This is a genomic window from Streptomyces sp. NPDC048415, assembly GCF_040651675.1.
Lineage (GTDB): Bacteria > Actinomycetota > Actinomycetes > Streptomycetales > Streptomycetaceae > Streptomyces.
The window spans coordinates 1-25,237 of sequence record NZ_JBEZKJ010000108.1; the positions used below are offsets into that span (position 1 = coordinate 1).

The following is a 25,237-nucleotide window of genomic DNA, read 5'->3' on the forward strand; positions in this document are numbered from 1 at the left end:
GTCGTCCCGCCCCGCTTGCGCCGGGCGGGACGACCGATCCGCTGGCAGACGGGGCGATCCTACGTCCTGTCCTGATCGGCGACGAAGGACGCCATCCAGGCCAGTGCCGAGTTCCAGTTGAGCGCGTTCTCGTTGGTCGACCAGGACTGAATGTCGTCGATGTAGCAGAACTGACCGACGCAGCCTTCGAGTTTCCCTTGGGCGTAGGGGTCCTGCAGACTCGAGTTGGCGCCTCCCGCGAGCGTGCCCTTCGGAGGACTGGGCAAGCTGGGATCGAGTTCATGGGCGTACCAGCGGCTGTGCTGATTGTGCGAGCTGACTTCGCCGTACCCGGTCACGTAGGACTGGTTCAGCGCGTTGCGGCCGAGAATGTAGTCGACGCTTTCCACGGCGGCGTTGCGGTACGCGCTCTTGCCGCTGATGTCGTAGGCGCTCGCGATGACCACCGCGTTGTTGAGGATCTGGGCGTTGGAGCCCCAGTCGTACGTGGTGTTGTCCGGCGCGTACGGCATCCCGTACGGCTGGCCGTTGAGGGCGGCGAGGTACTTGTCGGCGCCCGTGGTCACGGACTGGCGGACCTTGTCCCGTCCGGGCAGCTTGCTCGGGACCGTCGCCAGGTCGAGTCGGCCCGGCACCGCGGTCCTGGCCCAGTCGAAGCCCAGGCTGCCGAAGAGGTCGGCGGTGTGCAGGGGCGAGGCGAGGACGTAGTCGGCGAACTGCCTTTCACCTGTGGTGAGGTACAGCTCCGCGGCGGCCCAGTAGAACTCGTCGGTCGCGTTGTCGTCGTAGTAGGCGCCGCCGCCGATAGCGTCGGTGTCGGAGGGATACATCTGCGGATGGGCCGTCGCGGCGGCCCACGCCGTCTTGGCTGCCTTGAGTGCCCTGGCCGCGAAGGCGGGGTCGTAGTGCCGGTATAGGCGGGCCGCCTGCGCGGCAGTCGCGGCGAGGTTGAGGGTGGCCTGGGTCGTCGGCCTGTGCAGTTCGCGTTTCTGCGGATCCTGGCTCGGCAGCAGCGGCAGGCCCGTCCACTGCTCGTCGTGGATCTTGCTGTGGACCATGCCGGCGAGCGGTTTGTCGGCCGGTACTTGCATTTTCAGCATGAACTCGAGTTCCCAGCGGGCCTCGTCCAGGATGTCCGGCACCTTGTTGCCGCTCTCGGGAATGGCCAGCGTGCCGTCCCCCAGCTTGGTCGGCTCACCGGTGCGCGCCAGGTGCGAGCGCTCGTACTCGCTCAGCAGCTGCCAGGTGGCGATGCCGCCGTTGATCACGTACTTGCCGTGGTCGCCGGCGTCGTACCAGCCGCCGGTGACGTCCAGCGAATAGTCGCAAGTCCCGGGCTGACAGGGGACGTTGGAGTCCCCCGTGTTCGGAGCGACGTTCACGTGGCCCGCCGGCCTGGCGTACCCCGGTCGCAGTGAGTCGAGGATCTCGATTCCGCTGCGCTGGGTGTAGTAGTACTTCAACGCGTCGGCTCTCAACTGCTCATAGGCGTTGGCGTCGATGTCGAAGGGGCGGCTGGTCTCACCGTCGGCGACGAGCGTGAGGTCCTTGCCGTGGGTGCGGTACGAGCTGAAGTCGATCGTCTGGACGTTCTGTCCGGAGGAGGCGTCGATACCGCGCGGTACGGTCTGCCCGCGGGCGACGGTCGTTCCCCCGGCGTTCTTCAACTGCCAGGGCAGCTTCTCGGTGGAGCCGGTGACGAGGGTGGCGTTCTTGGGGCCACCGGGCAGATATCCCACCTGATTGACCCGCACCCGGGGGCCGGTGTCGGGCTCGTACACATCCGGCGGCACACCGCCGAGCAGCGACGCGTTGTCCACGCAGAAGCGCCAGGGGTCCGCACCGCCGCCGACTTGGAAGCCCACCTGCCCCTGCGTGGTGTCGACCGGCGAAGTGAACGTGTACGAGTAGGTGTCGCCCGAGACGCTCATCGGCGGACTCGCCTCGAAATACGTGTCGTACGGCGACACCGACAAGCCGACGATCGCCCGCAGGACGTGCCCCTCGGGCGCACCGGAAGCGGTGAAACTGAACTTGTACGACTCGCCCTTGACGAGGGCGATGTCGTTCTGCCCGATCGCGGCGTCCCAGCGGTCGGTGGTACCGCCCGGCACGTCCGCGCACAGTTGGCCGTCGGACAGGTCCGCGGTGACGTTGCTCGTCGTCCACCAGGGGGCGATCCCGCTGTCGAAGGTGCCGTTCTTGACCTGCTCGACCTCATCGGCGTCGGCCGTGCCGACGGGCAGCGCGGTCAGCGTCGCCGCGGCCAGCACGACCACGGCGAAGGCACTTATTCGGCGTCTGATCACATGGAACTCCTTGGAGAAGTGGAGGGCCGCACCGGAGGAGGAGCGGTCCTCCGAACCGGAATTCGTCTTGGCAGTGCTCAGTTCACGGGGGCCGAGAAGGACTTCAAGGTGGGGGCGCTGCGGGCCTGCCATGGCTCGAAGCCGGCCTGAATGCTCGTCAAGTACCAGGAGTTGTGGCGAGACCGCGGCCGATCACCTGGCGCACGAAGTCCGTGACGTCGAAGCCCCAGCTTCCGATCGCCGACGGCGACACGAGACTGATCACGCTGTGGGAGCCGTTCCAGCCGGCCCACACCTCCCAGGACCGGCCGACGGTGGCGGTCCCCACCTGCGAGCTGTCGGTCGCACAACACGGTGCCGGCGTGCGCGGACAGGTCCGAGATGAGGAGGGCCAAGAGCGATCCCAGCGTCACCAGGATCGCCAACACCGCAGAGGATATGCGGGATTTCATGGTGTCCCTTCGCGAGCTCTCGGGGGCGGGAGCCTGTGGGAGCGCTCCCAGATCGCGGCTCCCGGGAATGTAGGGCAAGGAGGGATCCTGAGCAAGACGTGCGACGTCGACGCGCACATGTCGTGCGGTGACGGCCGGGCGGAGCCGTCGGGCATCGGAGGCGTCGGCCGCCGTCGCGCCGGACCCGCCGCGCAGAACGCGTACGACGACGGTGAGCCCTGGACCCACGGGGCGCCGCCAAGGACTCAGTCAGTGACCTCGGCAGGTACTTCCGCAACTCCCGCCGCAGGCACGCCAACCCGGCCTGTCCAGCTCGTTGTGTCAGCCCTTGATTCGCCCTGGGGAAATACGCGATCGTCCGCAGGAACCCCTACCGGGTAAGTCCGGCCTTGTCGCAGGCAGGCCGGAGTTGGCGGGTGCAGATCTGGTCGATGGTGTACACGCCGTCCTTGACGAGTGTCTGCTCGATGTTGCCGGCCGTCACCGCGCTCGGAGTGAGCAGGAGAGAGGGGATGTGCTTGGTAGTGGCGCTGTCGGTCGTCGTCGTGGCGACATCGCGGAGATCTTCACCGCGCCCCAGGGCCACGGCCATGGCGGCAGCCGCGGCGGCTTCCGTCCTGAAGGCTTTGTACACCGTCATGTACTGCTCACCCTTGACGATGCGCTGCACGGCGTCGAGGTCCGCGTCCTGACCGGTGACGGGCGGAAGCTCGCTGACACGGGCGCTCTTGAGAGCGGAGATGACGCCTGCGGCTATGCCGTCGTTGGCCGCCAGGACGCCGCCGATCCGGTCCGGGCCCAGGGCGGCTATGGCAGTGGACATGTTGGCGTGGGCGTTCTCCGTGCTCCAGCCCGGGGTGTCGTACGACCTGCCGATCTTCACCTTGCCTGTCATGACGGACAGAGCGCCTCTCTTGAACCACGCCGCGTTGGGGCTGGTCGGGTCGCCGTTCATCATGACGACGTCCGCGCTGTTCGCCCTGTCGCCCATGGCCTTGAGGAGCGCCTCGCCCTGGAGCCTGCCGATCTGTGCTCCGTCGAAACTGACATAGCCCGAGACCGGGCCTTCCGCGAGCCGGTCATAGGCGACGACCGCGACACCCGCCTGGTTCGCTTCCTGGATCGAGGAGCGGAGCGCCCTGGTGTCGGCGGCGTCGAGGATCAGGACCCTGACCCCCTTGGTGATCATGGACATCATCTGTTGCCGCTGCCTCGTCGCGTCGTCCTCGGCGTTGGCGTACTCCATGGCGCAGTGGGGACACAGGATCTTCAGCCGGTTCTCGATCACCGGCTTGTCGGAATGTTCCCAGCGCGGGAGCATTCGGCCCGGGAGCAGCAGGCCGACGGTGAAGCTGTCCTTGCGCGCTTCGTCGTCTCCTCCCCCGCAGGCGGCCGGCGGCATCGCCATGAGTCCCGCGACGAGCGCCGCGATGACGTGTCGCATACGGGCCCTCACAACAGATCCCCTCGTTCCTCGCGTGGCCCGGCGTCCGCAGGAGCCGGCTCACGCCGCGGCACAACGATCTCGCTCCACACCTGCTTGCCGCCGGCCACCGGCACCGAGCCGAACGACTCCGACATCGCTTCGACCAGAACCAGGCCTCGGCCGCCGGTCGACTCCCAGTCCACGATCACCGGCTTGGCGGGGGCACGCGGCGAGGTGTCGCTCACGCAGACTCGCACCCGGTCCGCGCGAAGCATCAGGTCGACGTGGACCGGTCCCTGGGTGTGCACCAGGGCGTTGGTGACCAGCTCGGACACGACCAGCAGTACCGCGTCGGCCGCTTCCTCGACCTTCCACCCACGCAGAGTGCGTGCGGTGAAACGGCGCGCGTGCATGACCGCGTCGGGCAGCCGCCACACCGCCCAGCCGGCCCGTATCGGCCGGGTCGTCATGCCGTCGTAGCGCAGCAACAGCAACGCCACGTCGTCCTCACGACGGCCGATGTCGCCGAGCAGTTCGTCGGCCATCCGGCCTGGATCCGCCGGCTCGGCCGCGGCGAGCGCGGCGCGTGTCCGGAGCATGCCCTCGTCCAGGGGCAGGTCGGCGGCCTCGACGAGGCCGTCGGTGACCAGGGCGAGCACCGTTCCAGGGGCCAGTGCGACGGAGGTCATGGGGAACGCCGCCTCCGCGAGAATGCCCAGCGGCGGCCCGCCCTCGACCTGCACCTCCTCGGTGCTGCCGTCGGGATGGCGTACCAGCGGTGAGAGGTGCCCGGCCCGGACGAACAGGATGGTGCCCTCGTCCATGTCCAGTTCGGCATAGCAGCAGGTGGCGAACAGGTCGGTCTCCATACCGACGAGGAGGCGGTTGGCGTGTGAGACGACCACGTCGGGCGGGTGGCCCTCCACCGCGTACGCCCTTACGGCGGTGCGCATCTGTCCCATGATCGTCGCGGCTCCGGCACTGTGTCCTTGTACGTCACCGATGACCAGCGCCACCCGATCCTCGGAAAGGGCGATGACGTCGTACCAGTCGCCGCCCACCTGCAATCCGCGCCGGGCGGGCAGATAGCGGGCGACAGCCGTCCCCCCGGCCAGCTCGGGAAGGCGCCGGGGAAGCAGACTGCGCTGCAGCATCGTCGCGAGCTCCTGCTCGGCGTCGTGTCCGTGCGCACGCTTGAGGGCCTGCCCGACCAGCGCCGCGGTGGCTGTCAGCAGGGACCGCTCCTCGGGGACGAATTCGTGCGGCTGATCCCAGCCGACCAGGCATACGCCGGCGATGCGGCCCTTGGCAGGGAGGGGCAGGACGGCCAGGCCTCCGGTGCCGATGCCTTCCAGCCCCGGTTCCAGGGCTGTACCGGCGGGCCACAGATCCATACGGCTGTCCCGCAGAGCCATCTGAAGGGTGGGCAGGGCGCTGACCGGTGCGTCGGGCCACTCCGAGCGCCATTCGGAACGCCATATCTTGGGCCAGGCGGCGGTCTGCGGCGGGTCGAGCGCGATGACCGTGAGCCGGTCGTCCTGCACCTCGGCGAGCGCCACGCGGTCTGCGCCCAGCGGCTCACGCAGCGCGGTGACCACGACCCGGCTGACGTCACGGACTGTCGCGGCATCGTCGAGTGCGGCAGTCAGCCACTGGATCCTGGAAACGTCGTGGGCGCTCCGGCGCAGGACCGCGGTCGCCGTCACGACGCCCAGCACCTGCTCCGGCTGGTCGTCGGTGCTCACCACCACCCGGCAACTCAGGCTCAGCCAGCGCATCTTACCGGTGGGGCGGCGGACACGGAATTCCAGCTCCCGTCGGCTGAACGCCTGGGGGGACGGCTCCAGGACCGACATCAGCGCGTGCATGTCCTCGGGGAGGGCATGCGCGAGCAGGGTGTCCGCCTTGCCGTCGAAGTCATCCGGCGTGATGCCGACCAATTCGAGCAGAGTCTCGTCCGCCTCGATCAGGCCGGTGTCAGGTACCAGGACGAAGGTGCCGACGCGCAGATTCCGCAGGGCGTGACTCAGTAGCGACGGAGGTGGTGTTCGGCCGTGCCCGGCCTGGAGGACGCCGGCAACCGCCTCGGCGTACCGCTCCACGAAGCGTCGTTGCTCGGCATCGAAACCCTCAGCGGAGGCCCCCACCACGACGAGGCAGCCCAGCCGCCTGCCCTCCGTCTTGAGTGGCAGCGCGCCGAGCGAAACCTCCGCTTGCGGCGTCACCCCGCCTTCGGAGAAGGAGGCCAGCGCCGCGGGAGTCAGCCAGAGAGGCCGGTCGGTGTGGAAGGCGTGCGCCGCAGGTGAGCCACCGGACAAGGGCACATGCTCCGGCACCTCGTACTCGGAAGTGGCGCATCCGGCCGTTTCCACCAACCGAAGCGCGTCATTCCCGTCATCGGGCACATAGACCGCCGCCACCGCCGCTCCGGCGAACGACAGGACCCGATCACTCGCGGCGGCCTCCAGCACCGCTCCGACCCGGGAACGGCCGTCATGAGGCATGTCCGCAACCTACCTCCCGTCCAGGCCGCAGGTACCGACAGGTTGAGATCGGGGCACCCACTTACCAGAATCGCATATACGATCTAAGGGGACATATACCCCCACCTGTCATCGACAGCAGGCAGGCCGCCGACCGGGACCCGGGAAGGTCGCGCGGACCCGGTACAGCCACGTGCGCGGCCTGCCCCGCACCGGCCATCGATGGCCGCAGACACTGCGTTCGCAGATCACCGCGCCCGGTGTCACACTGACGACGTGGTCGTCTTGCCACTTCCACGTGGCACGTTCCAGGCGGACGTTCCGCGCCGACATCGTGGCCGACTGCCGGACTCCTGCCCGGCAGTACGCCTGGCATGGTGAGGAGGCCGGTTGTCGCCATGCTCACTGAGGGAGCCCCCGGTGCCGGGCCAGTCGGGCCGAGGCCCCACCTCGCCGAGGCGGGCGAGGCCGCCCCGCGACCGCCGAAGCCGCAGCCATGGCCCATACGGCCCCGCCGACCCGCACACCGATCCTTGACGCCGCGATGCACACGCGCCGTCTCTCCAGCCGCGCACCCCGTCGGCCAGCCCCGACGGGAGAGGTCGGCGTGGCCCCGCTGGTCCTCCATGAGCCGGCCGCCAACCACTTGTCGTACGCCCATGGAGCGCGGCAGCCGGACCGCGCACCCGTCGAAGGCCGGTGCCGGGCAACCGTGAGCGCCCCCTGGCACACAGGGAAGGACAAGGGAGGTCTCTCACATGAAGGCCTGCATACGGGACGCGGTCATCGCCATGACCGCGGTCTCGACGGCCGTCGCGCTCGCGGCCTGCGGGCCGGCCGCGCGGAACAATTCCGGCGGGGGGAACACGCCGAAGATCGGCCTGCTGCTGCCGGACGCCACCACGGCCCGTTGGGAGACACAGGACGGGCCGTTGCTCGAGAAGAAGATCAAGGAGCTGTGCGACGACTGCGCGGTCGAGCGTGCCAACGCCAGGGGGGATGTGGCCATCCAGCAGGAGCAGATGGACTCGATGTTCACTCAGGGGGTGGATGCCATCGTGCTCGTGGCCGTGGACGCCAGATCGCTCGGCGCCGCGGTGAAGAAAGCGAGTGAGGCGAAGATCCCGGTCATCGCCTACGACCGCCTCGCCCGTGGCCCGATCTCCGGTTATGTCTCGTTCGACGGCGAGGAGGTCGGCAGGCTCCAAGGCAGGGCACTGCTGAAGGCCATGGGCGACAGCGTGCACAGCAGCCAGATCGTCATGATGAACGGCGATCCCAGCGACCCCAACGCGGTGTCGTTCAAGAAGGGCGCACTGTCCGTGCTCACGGGGAAGGTGAAGATCGGCAAGGCGTACGACACACTCCAGTGGAGGCCGGAGACCGCGAACATGAACATGTCCGGCGCCATCTCCGCTCTCGGCGTCGGCAACATCGACGGGGTCTACGCCGCAAACGACGGCCTCGCCGCCGGCAGCATCTCCGCCCTCAAAGCGAACAAGGTCAAGCCACTGCCCCCCGTCACCGGGCAGGACGCCGAACTCGCAGCTCTGCGGCGGATTGTCGGCGGCGATCAGTACATGACCGTCTACAAGCCCTTCGGACCCGAGGCTTCCGCCGGCGCCGCCATGGCCGTGGCCGCGGCCCGCGGTGAAAGCCTCGACCGGGTCGCGACGAGCAAGGTGAGGACCAGCAGTGGGAAGGCGGTTCCGGCCGTCATGCTCACCCCCGTGTCCGTGACCGTCGACAGCATCAAGGACACCTTGGTGAAGGACGGCGTGTACACGATCCAGCAGATCTGCACACCCCAACTCGGGACCGCCTGCAACGAGGCCGGGCTGACCTGACAGGCCGGTTCCCACTCCAGGTCCGGGCCCGGGAAGGAGATGGTTTCCGTGTCGGCTCCCGCCTTGCTGGCGCTGCACGGCGTGTGCAAGCGCTTCGGCGTCGTCGAGGTCCTCACGGACATCGAGCTGGAGATTCACGCCGGCCAGGTCGTCGCTCTGCTGGGCGACAACGGGGCCGGCAAGTCCACCCTGGTCAAAGTGATCTCCGGCGTCGCCCCAGCGGACAGGGGCGTCATCGAGTGGGAGGGCCGGACGGTCCACATCAGGCGCCCCCACGACGCCCGGAACCTCGGCATCGCCACCGTCTACCAGGACCTCGCGCTGTGCGGGAACCTCGACGTCGTCGGCAATCTGTTCCTCGGACGGGAGCTCCGCAGGTTCGGGTTCCTGGACGAGGTGGAGATGGAGCGCCGCAGCAGACATCTGCTGGAACGCCTGACCCGAGGCGTCCCCGAGCTGCGCGCCCCCGTCGTCTCACTGTCCAGCGGCCAGCGGCAGGCGGTCGCCATCGCTCGCTCCCTCCTCGGCGACCCGCGGGTTCTCCTCCTGGACGAACCGACCGCGGCTCTGGGATTCGAGCAGACCACCGAGGTCCTGGACCTCGTCGACCACCTGCGTGACCGCGGTCTGGGAGTACTGCTCATCAGCCACAACATGGGCGATGTCAAAGCCCTCGCGGACCGGGCCGCTGTGCTGCGGCTCGGTCGCAACAACGGCTTCTTCAACGTGAACACCGCGTCTCAGGAACAGATCATCTCCTCCATCACCGGCGCCACGGACAACGTGCCCCGCCGGATGGCCTCCCGGGAGGCCGGGTGGTGAAAGGGATGCGCAACATGGCGGACAACACGCGGGCCAAACCCGCCGCACCCCACACGGACGCCCGTCAGCCGCGCCGCGGGCCGGCCATCACCCGTGCCGTGGAGAGCTGGGTCGCCGTCTTCTGGCGCAAGCTGAACGCCGGTGAACTGGGATCGCTCCCCGTCTTCCTCGTCCTCCCCGCGGTGTGGATCACCTTCCAGTCCCTCAATGGGAACTTCCTCTCCCCGCGGAACCTGTCCAACCTCAGCGTGGACATCGTGGGCACGGGCCTGATCGCGGTCGGCATCGTCTTCGTCCTGCTGCTCGGTGAGCTCGACCTGTCGGTCGGCTCGATCAGCGGCCTCGCGGCGGCTGTCTTCGCCGTTCTGAACGTGAACAACGGCGTGCCGGAATGGCTTGCCCTCATCATCGCGGTGCTCGCGGGTACCGCGGCGGGAACCGTGCAGGGCTTCTCCTTCGCCAAGACCCGGGTACCGGCGTTCGTCGTCACCCTCGCGGGGCTGCTGACCTGGAACGGCCTCATGCTCGCCATCCTCGGGACGAGCGGCACCGTCAACCTCGACGAGGACGGGCTCGTCGCCCAGCTGACCAGCTATTACTTCACCAACGACGGCGCCGCCTACGGCCTGGCGGCGGTCGGCACGGGCACCGTCTTCCTCGCGTCCTACCTGGACCGGCGGCGGCGCAAGGCCGTCGGCATGCCGCACCGCTCGCTCCGGGCAATCGCGGTGCGCACGGGAGTCCTCGCGGTGATCGCGTTCGCCGCCGCGTATGTCCTCAACCAATTCCAGGGACTGCCGCTCGCCCTCCTGATCTTCCTCGTGGTGGTAGCCGGCCTCGACATCGTTCTCCGGCGCACGCGCTACGGACGGCAGGTGTACGCACTCGGCGGTGGTGTCGAGGCGGCCCGTCGCGCCAGTCTCAGTGTGACGCGGGTGCAGACCGCGGTGCTCGCGGTCTCGGGCACCATGGCCGCCGTCGGTGGCCTGTTCCTGGCCTCGCGCATCACATCGGTGAGCCAGACCTCGGGCTCGGGCGTCCTGCTGCTGAACGCCATCGCCGCAGCTGTCATCGGTGGCACCAGCCTGTTCGGGGGACGCGGTACCACCTGGTCCGCGGTGCTCGGCATGCTGATCATCCAGTCGATCGCCTCGGGCATGGCGATCACGGACACCCCCACCGCCGTCCAGTTCGTCATCACGGGCGGGGTGCTCTTCGCCGCGGTGGTCATCGACTCCCTGTCGCGACGCTCGCAGGAGGCGCATGGGCGGGCTTGAGAGGTCTGCTCTCCAGCGATGCCAGTCGCGCTACAACAGGGCACGCGACCGGGCAGTGCGGTGGCGATCGTGTTCGTCGCGACCTCATTGGTGGCGGCTGCCCCTGCGACCACGCTCGACAGGTCGTTGGTGCCGCCACGCTCGACAGGTCGTTGGTGCCGTCGTCACCCAACTCGACGGTCCGGGGGCCGCGTCGTGGGCCCCGACGAGCATGCCGAAGGCCGCGCGGACCCGTACGGGGGCAGTGCGTCCGCGCGGCAGTCGGTGCCGACTGCTCAGCCGATCGCGCGGACGGCGTCGCGGATCAGGTCGGCGACCGCCTTCGGCTGGGAGAGAGCGACGGCGTGCGAGGCGCCCTCCAGCTCGACGACCACCGCCCCCGCGCGCTTCGCGCCGAAGCGCTCCACCTCGGGATTGATCGCCTGGTCCGCACCGGCCACGAGCGCCCAGGACGGCATGGTCTTCCACGCCGCCGCCGAGGCCGTCTCCGCGAACGCCGAGGCGGCGAGCGGCCGTTGGGTCACCGCCAGGACCTTGGTGACGGCGGCGGGCACATCGGCGGCGAAGACGGCGGGAAACGCGTCGGCCTTGATGGTGACCTCAACGGCGGGGTCCGCGCCCTCGACGGGGTACGTCGCCTCCTTCAAGTTGCTCACCAGCGGCGAGAGGGGGAAGCGCCCCTGCAACTCGCCGAGGCTCTCGCCCTCTTCGAGAACATAGGCCGCTACATAGACAAGCCCGACGACGTTCTCCGTGGTGCCGGCCACGGTGATGAGCGCACCGCCGTATGAGTGACCGACCAGCACGAACGGGCCGTCGATCTGAGCGGCCGCGGAGGCCACGTACGCGGCGTCGGAGGCAAGCCCGCGCAGCGGGTTCGGCGGCGCCACCACAGGGATTCCGTGGTTCTGCAGTTCCGCGATGACACCGGACCAGCTGGCCGCGTCGGCGAACGCGCCGTGGACGAGTACGGCCGTAGGGGTGGTGGTTGTGGTCATGAGTGGGGTGTCTCCCCTTGTCAGTTGGCGTGGAGCGCGGAACGCAGCGTGCCTGTGGCCAGCGTGATGGCGGCCTGGGCGGCGTGGGTCTCGCGCAGCGGGTTGAGCATCACGAAGTCGTGGATGATGCCCTGGAAGCGCACGGCGGTGACCGGGACGCCGGCCTCGCGGAGCTTGTTGGCGTACGCCTCGCCCTCGTCGCGCAGCACGTCGGCCTCGCCTGTGATGATCAGCGCCGGCGGCAGTCCGGCGAGCTGCTCGGTGCTCGCCCGCAGCGGAGAAGCGGTGATCTCGGCGCGCTCGGTCTCGCTGGTCGTGTACTGGTCCCAGAACCACTGCATGCCGTCGCGGCGCAGGAAGTAGCCCGTGGCGAACTGGTGGTACGAACCCGTGTCGAAGTTCGCGTCGGTCACCGGGTAGAACAGCACCTGCTGGACCAGGGGAACATCGCCCCGCTCCTTGGCCATCAGCGCCAGCGCGGTGGCCATGTTGCCGCCGACGGAGTCTCCGGCCACCGCGAGGCGGGAGCCGTCCAGGCCCTTGGTGGCGCCCTGCTCGACGACCCACTTGGCGACGGTGTAGTTCTGCTCGATGGCCACCGGGTAGCGGACCTCGGGCGAGAGGTCGTACTCGGGGAAGACCACGGCGGCGTCCGCGACGACGGCGAGTTCACGGACCAGGCGGTCGTGCGTGTCGGCGCTGCCGAACACCCAGCCGGCGCCGTGGATGTAGAGGATCACCGGCAGTGTGCCCTCGGCGCCGGCGGGCTTGACGATGCGGGCGCGGACGCTGCCCGTCGGACCGCCCGAGACGGTGATCCACTCTTCGTCGACCTGAGGCGTCTCAATGTCGCCGGACTGCACCTCCTCCACGGCCTTACGGCCTTCCACCGGACCGAGGTCGAACAGGTACGGCGGATTGGCGGTTGCTGCCACGAAGGCGGCGGCCGCCGGCTCCAGTACGGGCTGGACGGGCGCTACGGCGTCGGACATGCTGAAACTGTGGTGCGGTACGCCGGGCCCTCCGGCGAAACGACCCCCGGCTCAGGGTGAATGGCTCCGGTGTCCTGCCGCACGCCAGAAGCCCGATGCGGGCGCGCATTGTCCATCAGCGCACACCGCTGGCCTCACAGCGCATGACAACGGGAGCGGTGAAGGTCGAGCACGTCGAGCACGCACCCCATCGAGGAGGCCGCGTTCGGTATTGACCAGGCCGCTTTCGGTCTAAGCGTTCGAACGAGCTAGCGAACGCTCCGGCGGTCTGACGGGTACTCCCGGCCGCACCACGAGCACGTAATGCGAGGATGCGTAACGTGCGCACATGACGCACCAGGAATGTCGTCGCGGGGAATCCGGCGACGGTGACGGGTACCACCAGAACATCGCCGACGCCCGTCGGCCGACACGGCCCTTCCGCGAGGAGGCAGCCGTGAAGGGCAGGTGGTGGCTCACGCAGGGCGGAGCCCTCGTCAGTGCAGGGGTGGCCGCCACTCGAACATAAGGATCGTCGCGTCGTCCTGCAGTCCCGAATTCGAGTCCAGGATGGAGTGGATGAGACGGCGCAAGGTCTCCGGCGCCAACTCCCCTGCCGCCGTGGCCCGGACGACGTAGTCGACGAAACGCTCCAGACCGAACTCGGTCCCATTACGCATCCGGGACTCCGTCACCCCGTCCGTGTACAGCAGCACCCGATCGCCCGGCTCCAGGGCGATCTGATGCACCTGCCGAGGGCCCGTCGCAAGGGCCGACGGCAGGCCCATCGGCGGGTCCGCCTCCCGCTCCATCGCCCCGGCCACCAGGCCCTGGTCCCGGATGAGCAGCGGAGCGGGATGACCGCAGTTGCACCAGCTGAGCACCCCACTGGCCAGGTCCAGCTGGGTGAGGACGGCGGTGCAGAACTGGTCCGGCAGCCACCGTGCGAGCGCCGAATCCACGCTCTCCACCAACTGCGGAAGATCGGCCCCGGTGCGACGCGCCTTGCGGCAGGCGGCGAGCGCGACCGCCGTGGTGAGGCCCGACGCCAGATCGTGCCCCATGGCGTCAAGGATCGAGGCGTGCAGCATCGTCCCCGTCAGGGCGTGGTCGAACGCGTCGCCGCCCACCTGGTAGGCGGGCTCCAGCACCGCGGTCGACACCACATGAGTGGTCCCGATGGTCCGCGGCGGCAAAAACGCCCGCAGCATCTCGGCGGGAAGCTCCATCGGTTCCGTGCGGGTACGCCGGATGAAGGAGTCCTTGTACGCCCGCTTCGAGGTGATCATCATCGCCACCAGGGAGGCCAGCGTCCGGCCACGGCGCAGCGATACCGGCTCCAGCGTCTGGCAGTGCAGGGCGAGCACCCCCAGTCGTTCCGCCCCGTCCACCAGGGGCAGCCAGGCCGTCAGTCCGGCAAGACCGGCCTCCTCGACCCGCAGGGACTGCGTGCGATACGACCAGCCCGCGAGCGAGCCGTCGATCGGGAGAGCCAAAACGCTGTCCGTCAGCGGTACCAGCAAGCGCTGCTGGATATCGGCGAGATAGACCAAGGACTGCTGCAGGCCGAGGGCCTGCGAGCAGCGGGCCACCGCCGTCGTCAGGTCCAGCGCGGCGTTGGCCGGGTCTGCCAGGAATTCGCCGAGAAGACCGTCCCTGGTCTCTGACCTCGTCACGGCTGCTGCTCCCCTCGTCCGACTCGCGAGCCCTCTGTGCGGCGTACTCCCCAGCAGTCTCACACCGCCACCATGCCCCCGCCCGGCAACGCAAAGCAGGGCTGCGCCAGCACTCCACCAAAAGTCCGCGGTCCCAGGGCCGCCCACCAAAGAGGACCTCGGGTCCTGCTGCATACCGGCCAGGTCCGCAATCGGCAGGCGTTCGGCGGCCACCCGGTGCCGCACGTGGGGTCCGGGGAGTCGATGCCCCTGGCGTGGGAGTTGGGCTGGTACGCGTCGGTCGCGGACTTCACCGCCGCGACCAGACCGCCGACGGTGTTGTCCGCGTACGCCGCCGCGCTCGGGGAGCCGATCGTGGTCGAGGCGCCCGCGGTGAGCAGCGCGGACTCGGGCGTGAAGGTGGAACGCAAGGCAGCCGGCCGCCGGTACCGGGTGCAGGCGTCCCGAAATGGCAGCCGCACGCTGGACATCGGGGACGGTACCCGCAACGAGTTTTCTTCCCTCTGCCGTTGGAGGAGGTCGTACGGCGCCGGGTGGTGTGCATCATGCGGTACCAGCGGGCCAGGGAGCGCCCCGGTCCGCTCGCCCACGCGTTCGTGCCGGTGGACGCCTGGACGGGCCTGACCAACTGGCCGTCTGTGCCGCGCTGGACTTCGTGGGCCGACCTGACCGTGCTGGGACACTCCGGACGTAACTGGATCGGCAGCGTGCTCGGCATTTCGTATGCCTGGGCAGGCAACGGGCCGCCCACGAGGTGGACCACGCGGCTCCGGCACATGCGGACGTGGAGACGTGCGGGCGGCTTGGCCGTGAGGCGGGGGTCTCGCCGGTGACGGTCAGGACCCCGCGGGCCGAGGGTGTGGTCGGTCATGTTGACGGCCGGCCGCCCCGAGGGGCCACAGATGGCGCCGCACCCGAGGGGCCTCACACCACGGGCCACGGGAAAGTCACGGCTCGCGGTGTTCGTGGGCCGCCGATTCCAGCGCCGCGGCCTCCGCCTCGGCCAGGCGCGTCTCGGCCTCGACATCGATCGACCGCGTGAGCAGCCAGTACAGCGCCGCGGCGACGGGCAGCCCGATGAAGAGGGAGATGTCCGCACCGCCGAGCGCCTTGGCGGCAGGTCCGACGTAGAGCGTGCCGACGGAGAAGAACGGCACCATGACGCCGAAGCCGACCAGGTACGCGATGATGCCGTGCCAGCCCCAGCGGCCGTAGATGCCGTGCGGGTTGAAGATCTCGGCGACCGCGTAGTGGCCACGACGCACCACGTAGTAGTCCATGAGGTTGACCGCGGTCCACGGAATGAACAGGTAGAGCACCAGCAGCAGGAAGTTGTTGAAGTTCTCAAGGAAGTGAGCGGTGGCGGCCAGCGCACCGACCACGGAGAGCGCCGCGGTGAGGCCGATCGTCACGAGCCGTACGGCGAGGGTCGGGCGCACTCTCTTGAAGGAGTCGATCGCGCTGATGAGCGTGAGGGACCCGCCGTACATGTTCAGCGCGGTCACCGAGACCAGGCCCAGGGCGGCGAACAGCAGCACGATCGCGCCGAACCCGCTGAAGACCTTGTCACCCGCGGCGTTGATCGAGCGGACCGTCTCGAAATCCTTGCCCGCCCACGCGGCGAGCAGCGCCCCGAGCATCATCAGCCAGATACCGCCGAGCGCCGATCCGAAGTACGTCCAGTAGAAGGTCTTGCGGACGGTCACGTCCGGCGGGAGGTAGCGGGAGTAGTCCGAGACGTAGATGGCCCAGCTGATCTGGTAGCCGGCGACCACGCCGAACTGTGCGAGGAACGGGGTCCAGCTGAAGGCGCCGAGGTCGAAGGAGCCGGGGGGATAGTGCAGGGTGACCAGGATGCCCACGGTGAAGATCCCGAAGATGACCAGGAAGGTGTAGGTGAGGACCCGCTCGGCGCGGTGGATGACGTCGTAGCCCACCAGCGCGATGACGAACGCGATGAGCGTGACCACGACAACCCACAGTTTGACTCCGCCGTGCACCGTGGTGTGCAGGGCCTCGCCGGCCAGGATCGTGTTGAAGACGTTGAATCCGGCGTACTGCACATAGGCGAACAGCCACACCAGCAGGGCTCCGACATAGCCGAACTGCGGCCGCGACTGGATCATCTGCGGAAGGCCCAGTTGCGGGCCCTGCGCGGAGTGGAAGGCCATGAAGAACGTGCCGAGGATGGTGCCCGCGGCGATCGCGATCAGCGACCAGATCAGGTTGCCGCCCTCGGTGATGCTGATCAGTCCCACCGCCAGTGTGGCGATCTGCGCGTTGGACATGAACCACAGAGGCCCCAGGTGCCACAGCTTTCCGTGCCGCTCATCCAGGGGGACGTAGTCGATGGAGCGGATTTCCAGACCCGATACTCGTGGCTGTGATGATGTGGTCACGAGTGCCTCCTTTGAGGGCGTTCACCGTGCTGAGAAGATTCAACACCTGTGACCACGTTCATCCCGGGAGCCGTACTGGTCAAGGCGGACCGTGCCGGTCGGTATGGGCGACCGGTACGCCGCGTAGCCGAGTCCCACGGCGGAGCGGCTTGACCGGCCGAGGCGACGACGGAGGGGGCCGTCGCGAGCTGGATGCCGTTCCGGAGGCCACTGGGGCACTGTCTGCCACGACACTCCGCAAGGCGCTGCCCTTCTGGATGGGCAGCGCCGTTGCGGGCAGTTTCGACGACTCCTGACAGACGCGGAAGCGCACGCCAGGGTGTGCGCCGCGCTCATCCCTGGATGCGGAGATACCGAGGGTGGCCGGGGTCGACGGCGTCCGGCCGGCTTTCGCATCGACGTCGAGTGCCGCCAACTCACCCTGTCCATGAGGGGTTTGCCCCTCGGGGGCGTCGGCCACCCACTGGGCCAATCCCCTCACGCCACCGTGAGCGACCGTCACAGCAATCCTCAACGCGACGGCAACGCGACGGCGATACGCGTGTGACGTCAGGCAACCCCCCGGCCCCGGCTGCCGTCCTCGTGAGGCGAGGAGCCGTTCCGGGATCTCCGGGGCGGGCGCGAAGGGGGAGCATGCCGACCAAGAGGAGAAGAACATTGATCCGTGTCCGGCGAATAGGGGTCGCCGCCGCGGCGTTACTCGCGGTGGTCGCGGGATCGCCAGGGTGGGCGCACGCCCAGCAGGCCACCGCTGGTTCGACACCGGCGGAGTCCGGCGGACAGCTTCCGGCGGGGTGGCAGATCACCGGCGAGGGAGCGGCGAGACAGCTGGTGTGGCACTCCGGCGACGCGGTGCCGGTGAGTGACTCCGGCGTCGAGTTCCATGCCGGGGACCGGTTACTCGGCCGACCGGTGGGGGCGCCGGACGGCCGTACGTTCCGGCTCACACTGCACGGCGCACGCCTCGGGGAGCTGACGGACCTTCAGGCATGGGCCGGTGGGCGCCGTCTGGACGCGGCCGGGGCCCACGAGGACCGGCCCAGCCGACGTCCGGGACTCGCGGCGCAGACGCCAACCACGCTGCCGGCCAACGCGGTTGACCCCGGAAATCCCGGCACGTATCGGACGGTCACCGGTGAGTACGCGCTGAGCTCGGTGCGGCTGCCCGGATTTTCCGCACCCGTGGAGATGCGTGCGGTGGTGGTGGCGCCCGCCACGGCCCCGGGGCACCGACCGCTGGCGCTGTTCCTGCACGGCCGGCACGTCACATGCTTCACGGCCCGGAGTCACGACGTGACCGGCGACTGGCCCTGCTCCGCCGGTTCGAAGCCGATCCCCAGCTACCGGGGCTACCTGCGCGACCAGCAACTGCTGGCCTCGCAGGGATACGTGACCGTGTCCATCTCCGCCAACGGCATCAACGGTCAGGACTACGCCGCGCAGGACGGCGGGGCACAGGCCCGTTCGTCGCTCGTGCGGCAGCACCTGGCCCGCTGGGCGGACTGGACGGCGCACCCGGCTTCGGCACCGCGGATCGTACGGACTTCGGCGGCGGCCGATCTCTCGCGCGTGCTGCTGGTCGGCCACTCGCGGGGCGGGGAAGGCGTGAACCGGGCCGCCATGGACAGTCTGTACCCGCCGCCCGCGGACCAGGACGGCTACCGGGGCCGGGTCCGCTGGCACGTTCGCGGCACCGTACTCATCGGCCCCACCATCTTCGGTCAGAACCCGACCCCCGACGTACCGTCCACGACGATCCTGCCCGGCTGCGACGGTGACGTGTCCGACCTGCAGGGCGAGATGTACGTGGACGGCACCCGTGGGGTCAGCCGCGGCGCCGCCCTGCACAGCGCGGTCTACGTGGTCGGCGCCAACCACAACTTCTTCAACAGCGAGTGGACACCGGGGCAGGCCCAGGCTCCGGCGGAGGACGACTTCTGGGCCGGAGACCAGCGCGATCCGGTGTGCTCGCCGGGCACCGCGACCAGGCTGACGGCCCATCAGCAGCAGTCCGCCGGAGCCACGTACATCGCCGCCGCGGCGCGGCTGTTCGTCGCGGGTGACGACCGGGTACGTCCGCTGCTGGACGGCTCGAACCGGCGCGCGCTGTCGGCCGACCCCGCGCGGGTGCTCACGCACGCGGTCGGCGCGCGCAGAACGGCGGCGTTCCTGCCGGATGCCCCGGTCACCGTGGACGGCGGCCGGTTGTGCACGGAGGTGGACACCGATGCGGCTGCCGCCTGCCTGAGCTCCGACGCGAAGGGCCTCTCGCCGCACTTCGCTCAGTGGGAGACCTCGAAGGAGCCGAGCCGCCGCGCCGTCGCGCTGCGTTGGTCGGCTCCCGGTACCGCGGTGCGCGTCCGCCCGTCGCGGGTGGTCTCCGTCCATGGGGCCAAGGCTCTGGCACTGCGGGTGATCGTGCCGCCCAACACGCGGGGAACTCAGCTCGACGTCGCCCTCGCCGACGCGTCCGGCCGCCGGGCCACCCTGGGGGGCGTACACCTCGACGGCCTGCCGGGAACCGAGCGCACCGCCTCCTTCTGGGGACAGGAGATCCGCGTACCGCTGACTGCCGCCACCCGCGCCGGACTTGACCTGCGTCATGTGGCCGCTCTGGAACTCATCCCGCGCAGCCAGTCCGGACAGGCATGGCTGATGGACGCATGGAGCTGGCGCCCCGGCATGGCGGCGGTCCGGGCCGCCGCACTGCCACGCGTCGACATCGGCCGGTTGTCGGTCAAGGAGGGCGACTCCGGAGTCCGTACCTACCACGTGCCGGTACGGGTCTCCGGGCACGGCAGCGGCACCGTGCGGCTGTTCGTCGCCGATCCGTCCACGGGCGAGGCCACGGCTCGCAAGGTGACGGTACGGGCGGGCAGCCACGGCATCGACGTACCGGTCGAGGTACGCGGTAACACCCGCTTCGACTACGACGTGACACACGACGTCTTGGTGAAGGCGGTCCACGGCGCGGTCGTCGGTGCCCACCGCGGCGGCGTGACCGTGCGAAACGACGACCCGGCACCCACCGTCAAGGTGACGCCGGTCGCCGACCGGGTCACCGAGGGCCAGAGCCTGACCTGGCGGATGTCCCTCTCCGCGGTGGCCGACACGGATGTCCAGGCCGACTTCGGCATCCTGCCGGTCACCGGCGGCGCCGAACTGTCCACCACGGACGTCGACCCCCAGTGGCTGCGGGACAGCTCCGGCGCGTCACCGCAGCCGTCGCGACCGCTGTCCACGGTGGAAGGGCTCCTCCTCTTCGGGACGGTTCCCGCCGGCCAGTCCAGCGTCGAGGTGACCATCCCCACCGTCGTGGACGGTGTGACCGAGCCGGAGGAGTCGGTCCGTCTCCGGATGACGACTTACGACGACTCCGGCGAGCCGCACGACGGGCCGGTGTTCACCGGAAAGGTGCGCGACGCTTCGTAGTCCGACCGTACGCCGACCGGGGCGGGTACACGGACCGTCCCCGGTCGGTGTACCCGCCCCACCCGCTCACCCGGCAAGGCGTGAAAGACAGCGCCCGTCAGGTGACCAGCAAGCGGTTGAAGAAGGAGCGGTAGTGGCGCAGGGCCATGCGCAGGTCCTCCGTGTTCGCCTGCTCGCCCCGATTCCACTGTCCTTCCAGTTCCTGTTTGCGGTCCGCGAAGGAAGCGGCCAGCCTCTGCATCACGTCCGCGACGAGGGCGTCGGCCGTGTGCACGGCGTCCTGCGGGTCGTCGACGAACTTGCTCTGCACGTCCTGCCACCGGGTGCGGAAACCTTCCTCCTCTTCCTCGGGGAGGAGCCTGGGAGCGTCCTCCTCGTCGTGGGCCTCCGCGCCTGTGGCCCGGTCCTGGGTGCCGGCGTCGCCAACGGCGGTCACGTTCTCGGACTCGGCATCGGAGTCGGGTCCCTCGGCCTCGCGCTCTGTGGACTCGCCCACTGGTGCCGTGCTCTCGCCCGGGAAGGTCGGTACTTCGGACTCTGTGTCGGCCACACCCTCCCCGGTCCGCTCGCGAGGCCGGGCAAGGTCGTCGGTGGACAGGCCGCTCTCGGTGGCGGAGTCCGGTATGTCTTGACGCTGCATCTCTCCTCCGTTCCTGCGCCCCCGGTGTCCCGGATCGGGGCGGTGACGTTCGTTGACCCGATCAGGCCCGCGCGTGGCGGGGCCGGCCCCCGTCGGAGAGCAACTCCTCGAAGAGGGCGCGGTAGTGCACCATGGCTCCCCGCAGTTGCTCGGTGGTCGCCTGGTGCCGAGCGCTCAGCTCGTCCACCTGGTGGGCGGCCCGGTAGTGCTCCAGCGTGCGGCCGTGCTCGACCGAGAGGTCCTTGAGCTGCTGCTCGAAGTCCTGGGTCGGATAGCCGCGGTCGTGCATCAGGGAGGTCACCAGACGGTCCGCGTCGTGCACGGCGTCCTCCGGATGGTCCACGAACTCTTCCTGCACGCCGGTCCAGTCCCGGGCGTAGCGGTCCCTGACGGTGGTGTCCAGTGGCTTGATCTCCAACGAGTCATGCCGCTTCTCGCGTGCCCTGAGCTCGCGCTCTCCGGCCATACGGTTGTCGGCGTTCTCCATCGTACGTTCGTACTCCGGGCCGAAGCGCTGCTGCAGCTTGCGGCGGCGCATCAGCACAAAAGCCGCCCCGGCGACCAGGACAATCACCACCGCGATGGGAATGATGATCGCCAGAAGGGTCCCTGTCGACATCGGACAGAACCTCCTCACAGGTGGGTCATATGCCCCTCTCTGTCCCGAATCCCCCCGTCTTTCTCGTTGAAACGAGACGGCCGGAACGGCCCTCCTCAAATGGGGCCCGTCTCCACGGTGTCAGTCCGGTGACCGGCCAGGGTGCTCCGTCTCGGGCGGCGCCCGCAGCTCGCCGAACACGGACCAGGCCACCGACACCATCGGTACGGCCACGACCGCGCCGATCACGCCGGCCAGGATGCTGCCGGCGATGACGGAGACGGCCACGACCACGGGATGCAGCCGGACCGACCAGCCCAGTACCAGCGGGTGCAGTACATGGCCTTCGAGCTGGCCGATGACCACGATCAGGGCGAGTACCACGATCGCGATCACCGGCCCCCGCGAGGCGAGGGCGACGACCGTGGCCACGGCCAGCGCGATGGGCGAACCGACCAGCGGGATGAACGCGGCGAAGAACTCCAGCAGCGTCAGCGGCAGGGCGAGAGGCACGCGCAGCGCGAACAGCACGATTCCGACCACTAGGGCATTCGTGGCCGCCACGATGATGATGCCCCGCGTGTACCCGGCGAACGTTCGCCACGCTGCCCGTCCCGCGCGGCCCCACGGATCCCGAGCGCCCTCGGGCAGCAACTCCTGGAACCAGTGCCAGAACCTGTCCCCGGAATGGATGAAGAACAGCGAACAGAACAGTGCGAGCACCGCCGCGGTCAGGATCTCCACCACCCGTCCGGCGCCGCTGAGCGCGCTGCTGATCAGGACCGAACGGTGCTCCGAGACGAACGTGGCCACCTTGCCCTGAAGATCCGACAGCACCGTGTGGTTCACATGGAAGGGAGGGCCTTCCAGCCACCGCTGGATCCGCCCGATGCCCCCGGAGAACTCGCGCCCCAACCGGCCCGACTCTCCCGCCACCAAGCCGCCGACCAGCGCCAGCAGCCCCAGTGCGGCCACCAGGCTCCCGAACACGCTGATCACGACCGCCACGGCCCTCGGCACACGCCGCGCCAGCAGATCGGCGAGCGGACGCAGCACCGACGTCACGACCAGCGCGAGGAACAGCGCCACGGCGACCAGTTGCAACCGGCCCAGGACCATGAAGACCACGTACACGGCCGCCCCCAGCACCAGCAGCCGCCACGCGTACGCCGAAGCCACCCGCAGCCCGTGGAACACGGTCACGGGCTCGCGGTCCCCGGCACGCCGCGCCGCCGCCCCGGCCGTACGGGCGCGGGCCACCGCCCCCACCCCATGGGCGGGCCGGCTGCCCAGCACGATGTATCGCATCCGCCGCCCGGTCCGGGCGGAGCCGGAACCCGAGGCCGGCGCGCCCGGCTGCCGGTGCGACCGGTGCGAACGACGCGATCCGTCGTTCACCTGCGCGTCACCACCTCCCGTCGTCGGGACCACCCAGCCACGTCTTCTTGCAAGGCCACCCTCGATACAACGCCTCCGCCATCACGTGTCCGGGCCGGAGCGGATCGAACACAAGGGCGTTATGGACAGCGTGGGGCTGTGCCAGGAGCTGCCGCAACCGGGACGGGCGCGGCCGGATCCCTGCCGTGGGATGGCTCATGGCCCGATGGGGGCGTCGACGCGGCCCATCGGGCGCCGGCCCGCGCGGGCGGACGCCTGGGCCGCAGCCTCGCGGCGCCGCCCTGGGGTGGATCGGCCGGATCAGACCTCGCCCCGCCAGGCGCCGGTTTCCACGCCGCGGTTTTCGATGAACTGCTTGAACCGCTTCAGGTCGCCCTTGACCTGGCGGTTGACGAAGCCGAGTTTGTCGCCGACGGCTTCGGCCAGGCCCTCGGGCTCGACGTCCATCTGCAGCATCACCTTGGTGGTGGTGTCGTCGATGCGGTGGAAGGTGGCGACGCCGGCCTGCCTGGCCTCGCCGGCGACCGTGGTCCAGGCGACGCGTTCGTCGGGGATCTGCTCAGTGATCTCGGCGTCGAACTCCCGCTGCACGCCGTCGATCCTGGTGATCCAGTGGGTGAGGGTGTCGGTGCGCTGCTCGACGCGCTCGACGCCGTCCATGAACCGGGGGAACGTCTCGAACTGGGTCCACTGGTCGTAGGCGGTACGGACCGGGACGTTGACGTGGATGGATTCCTCTACCTGCGACATCGAAATGCCTCGCCTTCTGTGGATCGGATGAAGGCGGTCGAGTACCTGACCCGGCGGCGGCCAATCCTCACGACCGAGCAGACCTCAGCGCGCCCCTCGCTGCCGCCGCCACTCCTGGTAGTGGTCCAGCAGGGTCTCCTCGATCGGGCGGTAGGCGATGCCCAGTTCGTGCACACTCCTGGTGTTGTCCACTCGGAACCGGATGCCGAGGTGTTTGCGGATGTAGTCCTGGGTCAGACCGAAGGCCGGGCCCAGGATGCGCACCGGCCAGTGCGGGAGCGCCGTACGGGGCAGCCGGAGATCGCGGGCGTGCTGGCGGAGTTGAAGTACCTCTCCGAAAGTATCCGATTGTCCATACTCGGTACGTTGCGCGTGCCGAGCAGGGCCGGGTCGACCATGTCCTTGCGACCGTCCTTGATCTTCTCCGGCATCAAGAACGGCGACGCCACATGGAAGACCACGCGACAGCCTTTCATCGCCTCGTCGAAGGAGTCCTCAGCCATCAAGTCCGCCCCGAACAGGACCAGTCGCTCGGGAAACTCCTCCCGCATCTCCCGCAGCGGCCGCACCTTCGCCGTATGCGCCCTGCTGCGGCCGTCGCGCGGCATCTCGCCCCGCCCCTTCCTCACGGCGTCGGAATGCCGGCCGGCCGCGCGGGCCGACCCAGCCGGACCGGGACTCCCGGCGAGTACAGCACGCTCACCGGCGCTCCCAGCGGCGCGGGCACTCCGGCGGCCGCGAGCAGGTTTTCCTCGCAGGTCATCAGCTCAGCGCGGTGCAGCGGCCAGCGTGGATGCTCGTTCGGGAGGAAACCCACGTCGCCGAAGAAGGCGTTGTGCATGCCCCAGCGGGCGGTCAGGAAGTGCTCCAACTCGGTGGGTTCAAGGACCGGTTCGCCCCGCCGCACCACGATCCGGCTGTACGCGCCGCGCGGCCCGGGCCAGCGGCGCGAACTGGTGTAGGTGATGACGTCGTTCTCGGAACGGACGGCCATGCGGGACCACATGTACGGCAGCCGGAAGCCTGCCCGTCCCATCAGCACGGGTATGAGTCGGGAGGCGTCCATCGAGCGGAAGACCACGCCGCGCCGGCCGTGCGCGTCCACCGAGTACAGGCGCACGTTCGTCTCCGGGAACGAACCCAGGTACGGCACTCCCGGCGACCGCAGCCAGCCGACCCGGTGCATCCGGAAGGCGACCAGGCCGACGTACGTGACGTCGCCGAGTATGTCGGGGACGGTCCCGTCCGGCAGCAGTCCGGCGATGGTGCTCGGGTCGACCGCCCAGTGCACGAAGGCAAGATCGAGCCACTCCTGAGTGAGCAGCGGCCCCTTCAGTAGCGTCGGTGCGTCCGGGTCGACGGGCTCGGGAAGCTGCGGCATGGTCGGCACGGCGTCAGCATCCCAGACAGGGAGGCGCCGACCCCGGCCCGGCATCCCTCTCATAGACCGCGAGGCTTCTAGTGTCCTGCGCCAGTAGTTGATCGTTAGAAGTTGCATGACTTCTGCTGCTGGTGCGTCAGTTCCTCGTCGGGGCCCCAAGTTGGAGCCGTTGCTGCTGTCTGATGACGAGCGGGCGGAGTTGGAGCGGTGGACGCGTCGGGCGACATCGGCCCAGGCCCTGGCCCTGCGCGCGCGGATTGTGCTGGCGTGTGCGGGGCCGGAGGTGCCGCCGATTGTCGCGGTCGCCCGGGATCTGCGGGTGACCGCGGACACCGTCCGCAAGTGGCGGCGGCGTTTCCTCGCCGAACGGCTGGACGG

At 69.4% G+C, this 25,237-nt stretch carries 18 protein-coding genes and 2 pseudogenes; 5 read left to right on the forward strand and 15 right to left on the reverse strand.

Annotated elements, in window-relative coordinates:
• Positions 1–59: 59 nt before the first annotated feature.
• From AB0D27_RS39100 to AB0D27_RS39115, 4 genes and pseudogenes are all read right to left on the reverse strand, one after another.
• Positions 60–2,309 carry a glycoside hydrolase family 9 protein gene (locus AB0D27_RS39100; protein WP_362518641.1) on the reverse strand — a complete coding sequence of 750 codons (2,250 nt, stop codon included), beginning with the start codon at positions 2,307–2,309 and terminating at the stop codon, positions 60–62.
• Positions 2,310–2,389: 80 nt separating this feature from the next.
• Positions 2,390–2,643 (reverse strand): annotated as a pseudogene (locus tag AB0D27_RS39105) (glycosyl hydrolase family 5); the annotation flags it as partial.
• Positions 2,644–3,131: 488 nt separating this feature from the next.
• Positions 3,132–4,205: a substrate-binding domain-containing protein gene (locus AB0D27_RS39110; RefSeq protein ID WP_362518602.1), complete on the reverse strand. Its 1,074-nt coding sequence runs from the start codon at positions 4,203–4,205 to the stop codon at positions 3,132–3,134.
• 8 nt (positions 4,206–4,213) lie between these two features.
• Positions 4,214–6,691: a SpoIIE family protein phosphatase gene (locus AB0D27_RS39115; RefSeq protein ID WP_362518605.1), complete on the reverse strand. Its 2,478-nt coding sequence runs from the start codon at positions 6,689–6,691 to the stop codon at positions 4,214–4,216.
• Positions 6,692–7,428: 737 nt separating this feature from the next.
• Between AB0D27_RS39115 and AB0D27_RS39120 the strand changes: the two genes are divergently transcribed.
• From AB0D27_RS39120 to AB0D27_RS39130, 3 genes are read left to right on the forward strand one after another with little or no spacing between them, the layout of a single operon-like run.
• Positions 7,429–8,517: a substrate-binding domain-containing protein gene (locus AB0D27_RS39120; protein ID WP_362518608.1), complete on the forward strand. Its 1,089-nt coding sequence runs from the start codon at positions 7,429–7,431 to the stop codon at positions 8,515–8,517.
• A 39-nt stretch (positions 8,518–8,556) separates the two neighbouring features.
• Positions 8,557–9,339 (forward strand): ATP-binding cassette domain-containing protein, encoded by a 783-nt coding sequence (locus AB0D27_RS39125; protein ID WP_362518610.1) that lies wholly within the window; start codon positions 8,557–8,559, stop codon positions 9,337–9,339.
• 5 nt (positions 9,340–9,344) lie between these two features.
• Positions 9,345–10,616 (forward strand): sugar ABC transporter permease, encoded by a 1,272-nt coding sequence (locus tag AB0D27_RS39130; RefSeq protein ID WP_362518612.1) that lies wholly within the window; start codon positions 9,345–9,347, stop codon positions 10,614–10,616.
• A 275-nt stretch (positions 10,617–10,891) separates the two neighbouring features.
• Here the strand turns inward: AB0D27_RS39130 and AB0D27_RS39135 are convergent, their stop codons facing one another.
• From AB0D27_RS39135 to AB0D27_RS39155, 5 genes are all read right to left on the reverse strand, one after another.
• Complete coding sequence (locus AB0D27_RS39135) at positions 10,892–11,614, reverse strand: alpha/beta hydrolase (protein ID WP_362518615.1); 723 nt, start codon at positions 11,612–11,614, stop codon at positions 10,892–10,894.
• Between the two features lie 20 nt (positions 11,615–11,634).
• A complete protein-coding gene (locus AB0D27_RS39140; RefSeq protein WP_362518617.1) occupies positions 11,635–12,606 on the reverse strand; it encodes an alpha/beta hydrolase in 972 nt (323 codons plus the stop codon).
• A 476-nt stretch (positions 12,607–13,082) separates the two neighbouring features.
• Positions 13,083–14,261, reverse strand: coding sequence for a PP2C family protein-serine/threonine phosphatase (locus AB0D27_RS39145; protein ID WP_362518619.1), 1,179 nt, complete (start codon positions 14,259–14,261; stop codon positions 13,083–13,085).
• A 59-nt stretch (positions 14,262–14,320) separates the two neighbouring features.
• Positions 14,321–14,722, reverse strand: a complete 402-nt coding sequence (locus AB0D27_RS39150) for a hypothetical protein (RefSeq protein WP_362518622.1) — start codon at positions 14,720–14,722, stop codon at positions 14,321–14,323.
• Between the two features lie 486 nt (positions 14,723–15,208).
• A complete protein-coding gene (locus AB0D27_RS39155; RefSeq protein WP_362518624.1) occupies positions 15,209–16,660 on the reverse strand; it encodes a cytosine permease in 1,452 nt (483 codons plus the stop codon).
• A gap of 657 nt (positions 16,661–17,317) precedes the next feature.
• Between AB0D27_RS39155 and AB0D27_RS39160 the strand changes: the two genes are divergently transcribed.
• Entirely contained in the window at positions 17,318–20,092 is a 2,775-nt protein-coding gene (locus AB0D27_RS39160; RefSeq protein WP_362518626.1) for a hypothetical protein, read from the forward strand.
• A 97-nt stretch (positions 20,093–20,189) separates the two neighbouring features.
• Here AB0D27_RS39160 and AB0D27_RS39165 read toward each other — a convergent pair whose 3' ends face one another.
• The 6 genes and pseudogenes from AB0D27_RS39165 to AB0D27_RS39190 form a co-directional block, all read right to left on the reverse strand.
• Entirely contained in the window at positions 20,190–20,732 is a 543-nt protein-coding gene (locus tag AB0D27_RS39165) for a hypothetical protein (protein WP_362518629.1), read from the reverse strand.
• Between the two features lie 61 nt (positions 20,733–20,793).
• Positions 20,794–21,351: a hypothetical protein gene (locus AB0D27_RS39170; protein WP_362518631.1), complete on the reverse strand. Its 558-nt coding sequence runs from the start codon at positions 21,349–21,351 to the stop codon at positions 20,794–20,796.
• Positions 21,352–21,471: 120 nt separating this feature from the next.
• Entirely contained in the window at positions 21,472–22,638 is a 1,167-nt protein-coding gene (locus AB0D27_RS39175) for an AI-2E family transporter (RefSeq protein ID WP_362518634.1), read from the reverse strand.
• Between the two features lie 390 nt (positions 22,639–23,028).
• Positions 23,029–23,478, reverse strand: coding sequence for an SRPBCC family protein (locus AB0D27_RS39180; RefSeq protein ID WP_362518636.1), 450 nt, complete (start codon positions 23,476–23,478; stop codon positions 23,029–23,031).
• An 84-nt stretch (positions 23,479–23,562) separates the two neighbouring features.
• Positions 23,563–24,071, reverse strand: a pseudogene (locus AB0D27_RS39185) (cinnamyl alcohol dehydrogenase); the annotation flags it as partial.
• A gap of 32 nt (positions 24,072–24,103) precedes the next feature.
• A complete protein-coding gene (locus AB0D27_RS39190) occupies positions 24,104–24,859 on the reverse strand; it encodes a DUF2071 domain-containing protein (protein WP_362518642.1) in 756 nt (251 codons plus the stop codon).
• Positions 24,860–25,028: 169 nt separating this feature from the next.
• On the opposite strand from AB0D27_RS39190, the gene AB0D27_RS39195 reads away from it, so the two are divergent.
• The coding region (locus tag AB0D27_RS39195; protein WP_362518639.1) for a helix-turn-helix domain-containing protein at positions 25,029–25,237 on the forward strand (209 nt) is incomplete at its 3' end.

Coding starts and splice junctions, on each gene's coding strand:
- AB0D27_RS39110 (WP_362518602.1), bottom strand. CDS start 4,205: ATGCGACACGTCATCGCGGCGCTCGTCGCGGGACTCATGGCGATGCCG.
- AB0D27_RS39115 (WP_362518605.1), bottom strand. CDS start 6,691: ATGCCTCATGACGGCCGTTCCCGGGTCGGAGCGGTGCTGGAGGCCGCC.
- AB0D27_RS39120 (WP_362518608.1), top strand. CDS start 7,429: ATGAAGGCCTGCATACGGGACGCGGTCATCGCCATGACCGCGGTCTCG.
- AB0D27_RS39125 (WP_362518610.1), top strand. CDS start 8,557: ATGGTTTCCGTGTCGGCTCCCGCCTTGCTGGCGCTGCACGGCGTGTGC.
- AB0D27_RS39130 (WP_362518612.1), top strand. CDS start 9,345: ATGCGCAACATGGCGGACAACACGCGGGCCAAACCCGCCGCACCCCAC.
- AB0D27_RS39135 (WP_362518615.1), bottom strand. CDS start 11,614: ATGACCACAACCACCACCCCTACGGCCGTACTCGTCCACGGCGCGTTC.
- AB0D27_RS39140 (WP_362518617.1), bottom strand. CDS start 12,606: ATGTCCGACGCCGTAGCGCCCGTCCAGCCCGTACTGGAGCCGGCGGCC.
- AB0D27_RS39165 (WP_362518629.1), bottom strand. CDS start 20,732: ATGCAGCGTCAAGACATACCGGACTCCGCCACCGAGAGCGGCCTGTCC.
- AB0D27_RS39170 (WP_362518631.1), bottom strand. CDS start 21,351: ATGTCGACAGGGACCCTTCTGGCGATCATCATTCCCATCGCGGTGGTG.
- AB0D27_RS39175 (WP_362518634.1), bottom strand. CDS start 22,638: ATGCGATACATCGTGCTGGGCAGCCGGCCCGCCCATGGGGTGGGGGCG.
- AB0D27_RS39180 (WP_362518636.1), bottom strand. CDS start 23,478: ATGTCGCAGGTAGAGGAATCCATCCACGTCAACGTCCCGGTCCGTACC.
- AB0D27_RS39190 (WP_362518642.1), bottom strand. CDS start 24,859: ATGCCGCAGCTTCCCGAGCCCGTCGACCCGGACGCACCGACGCTACTG.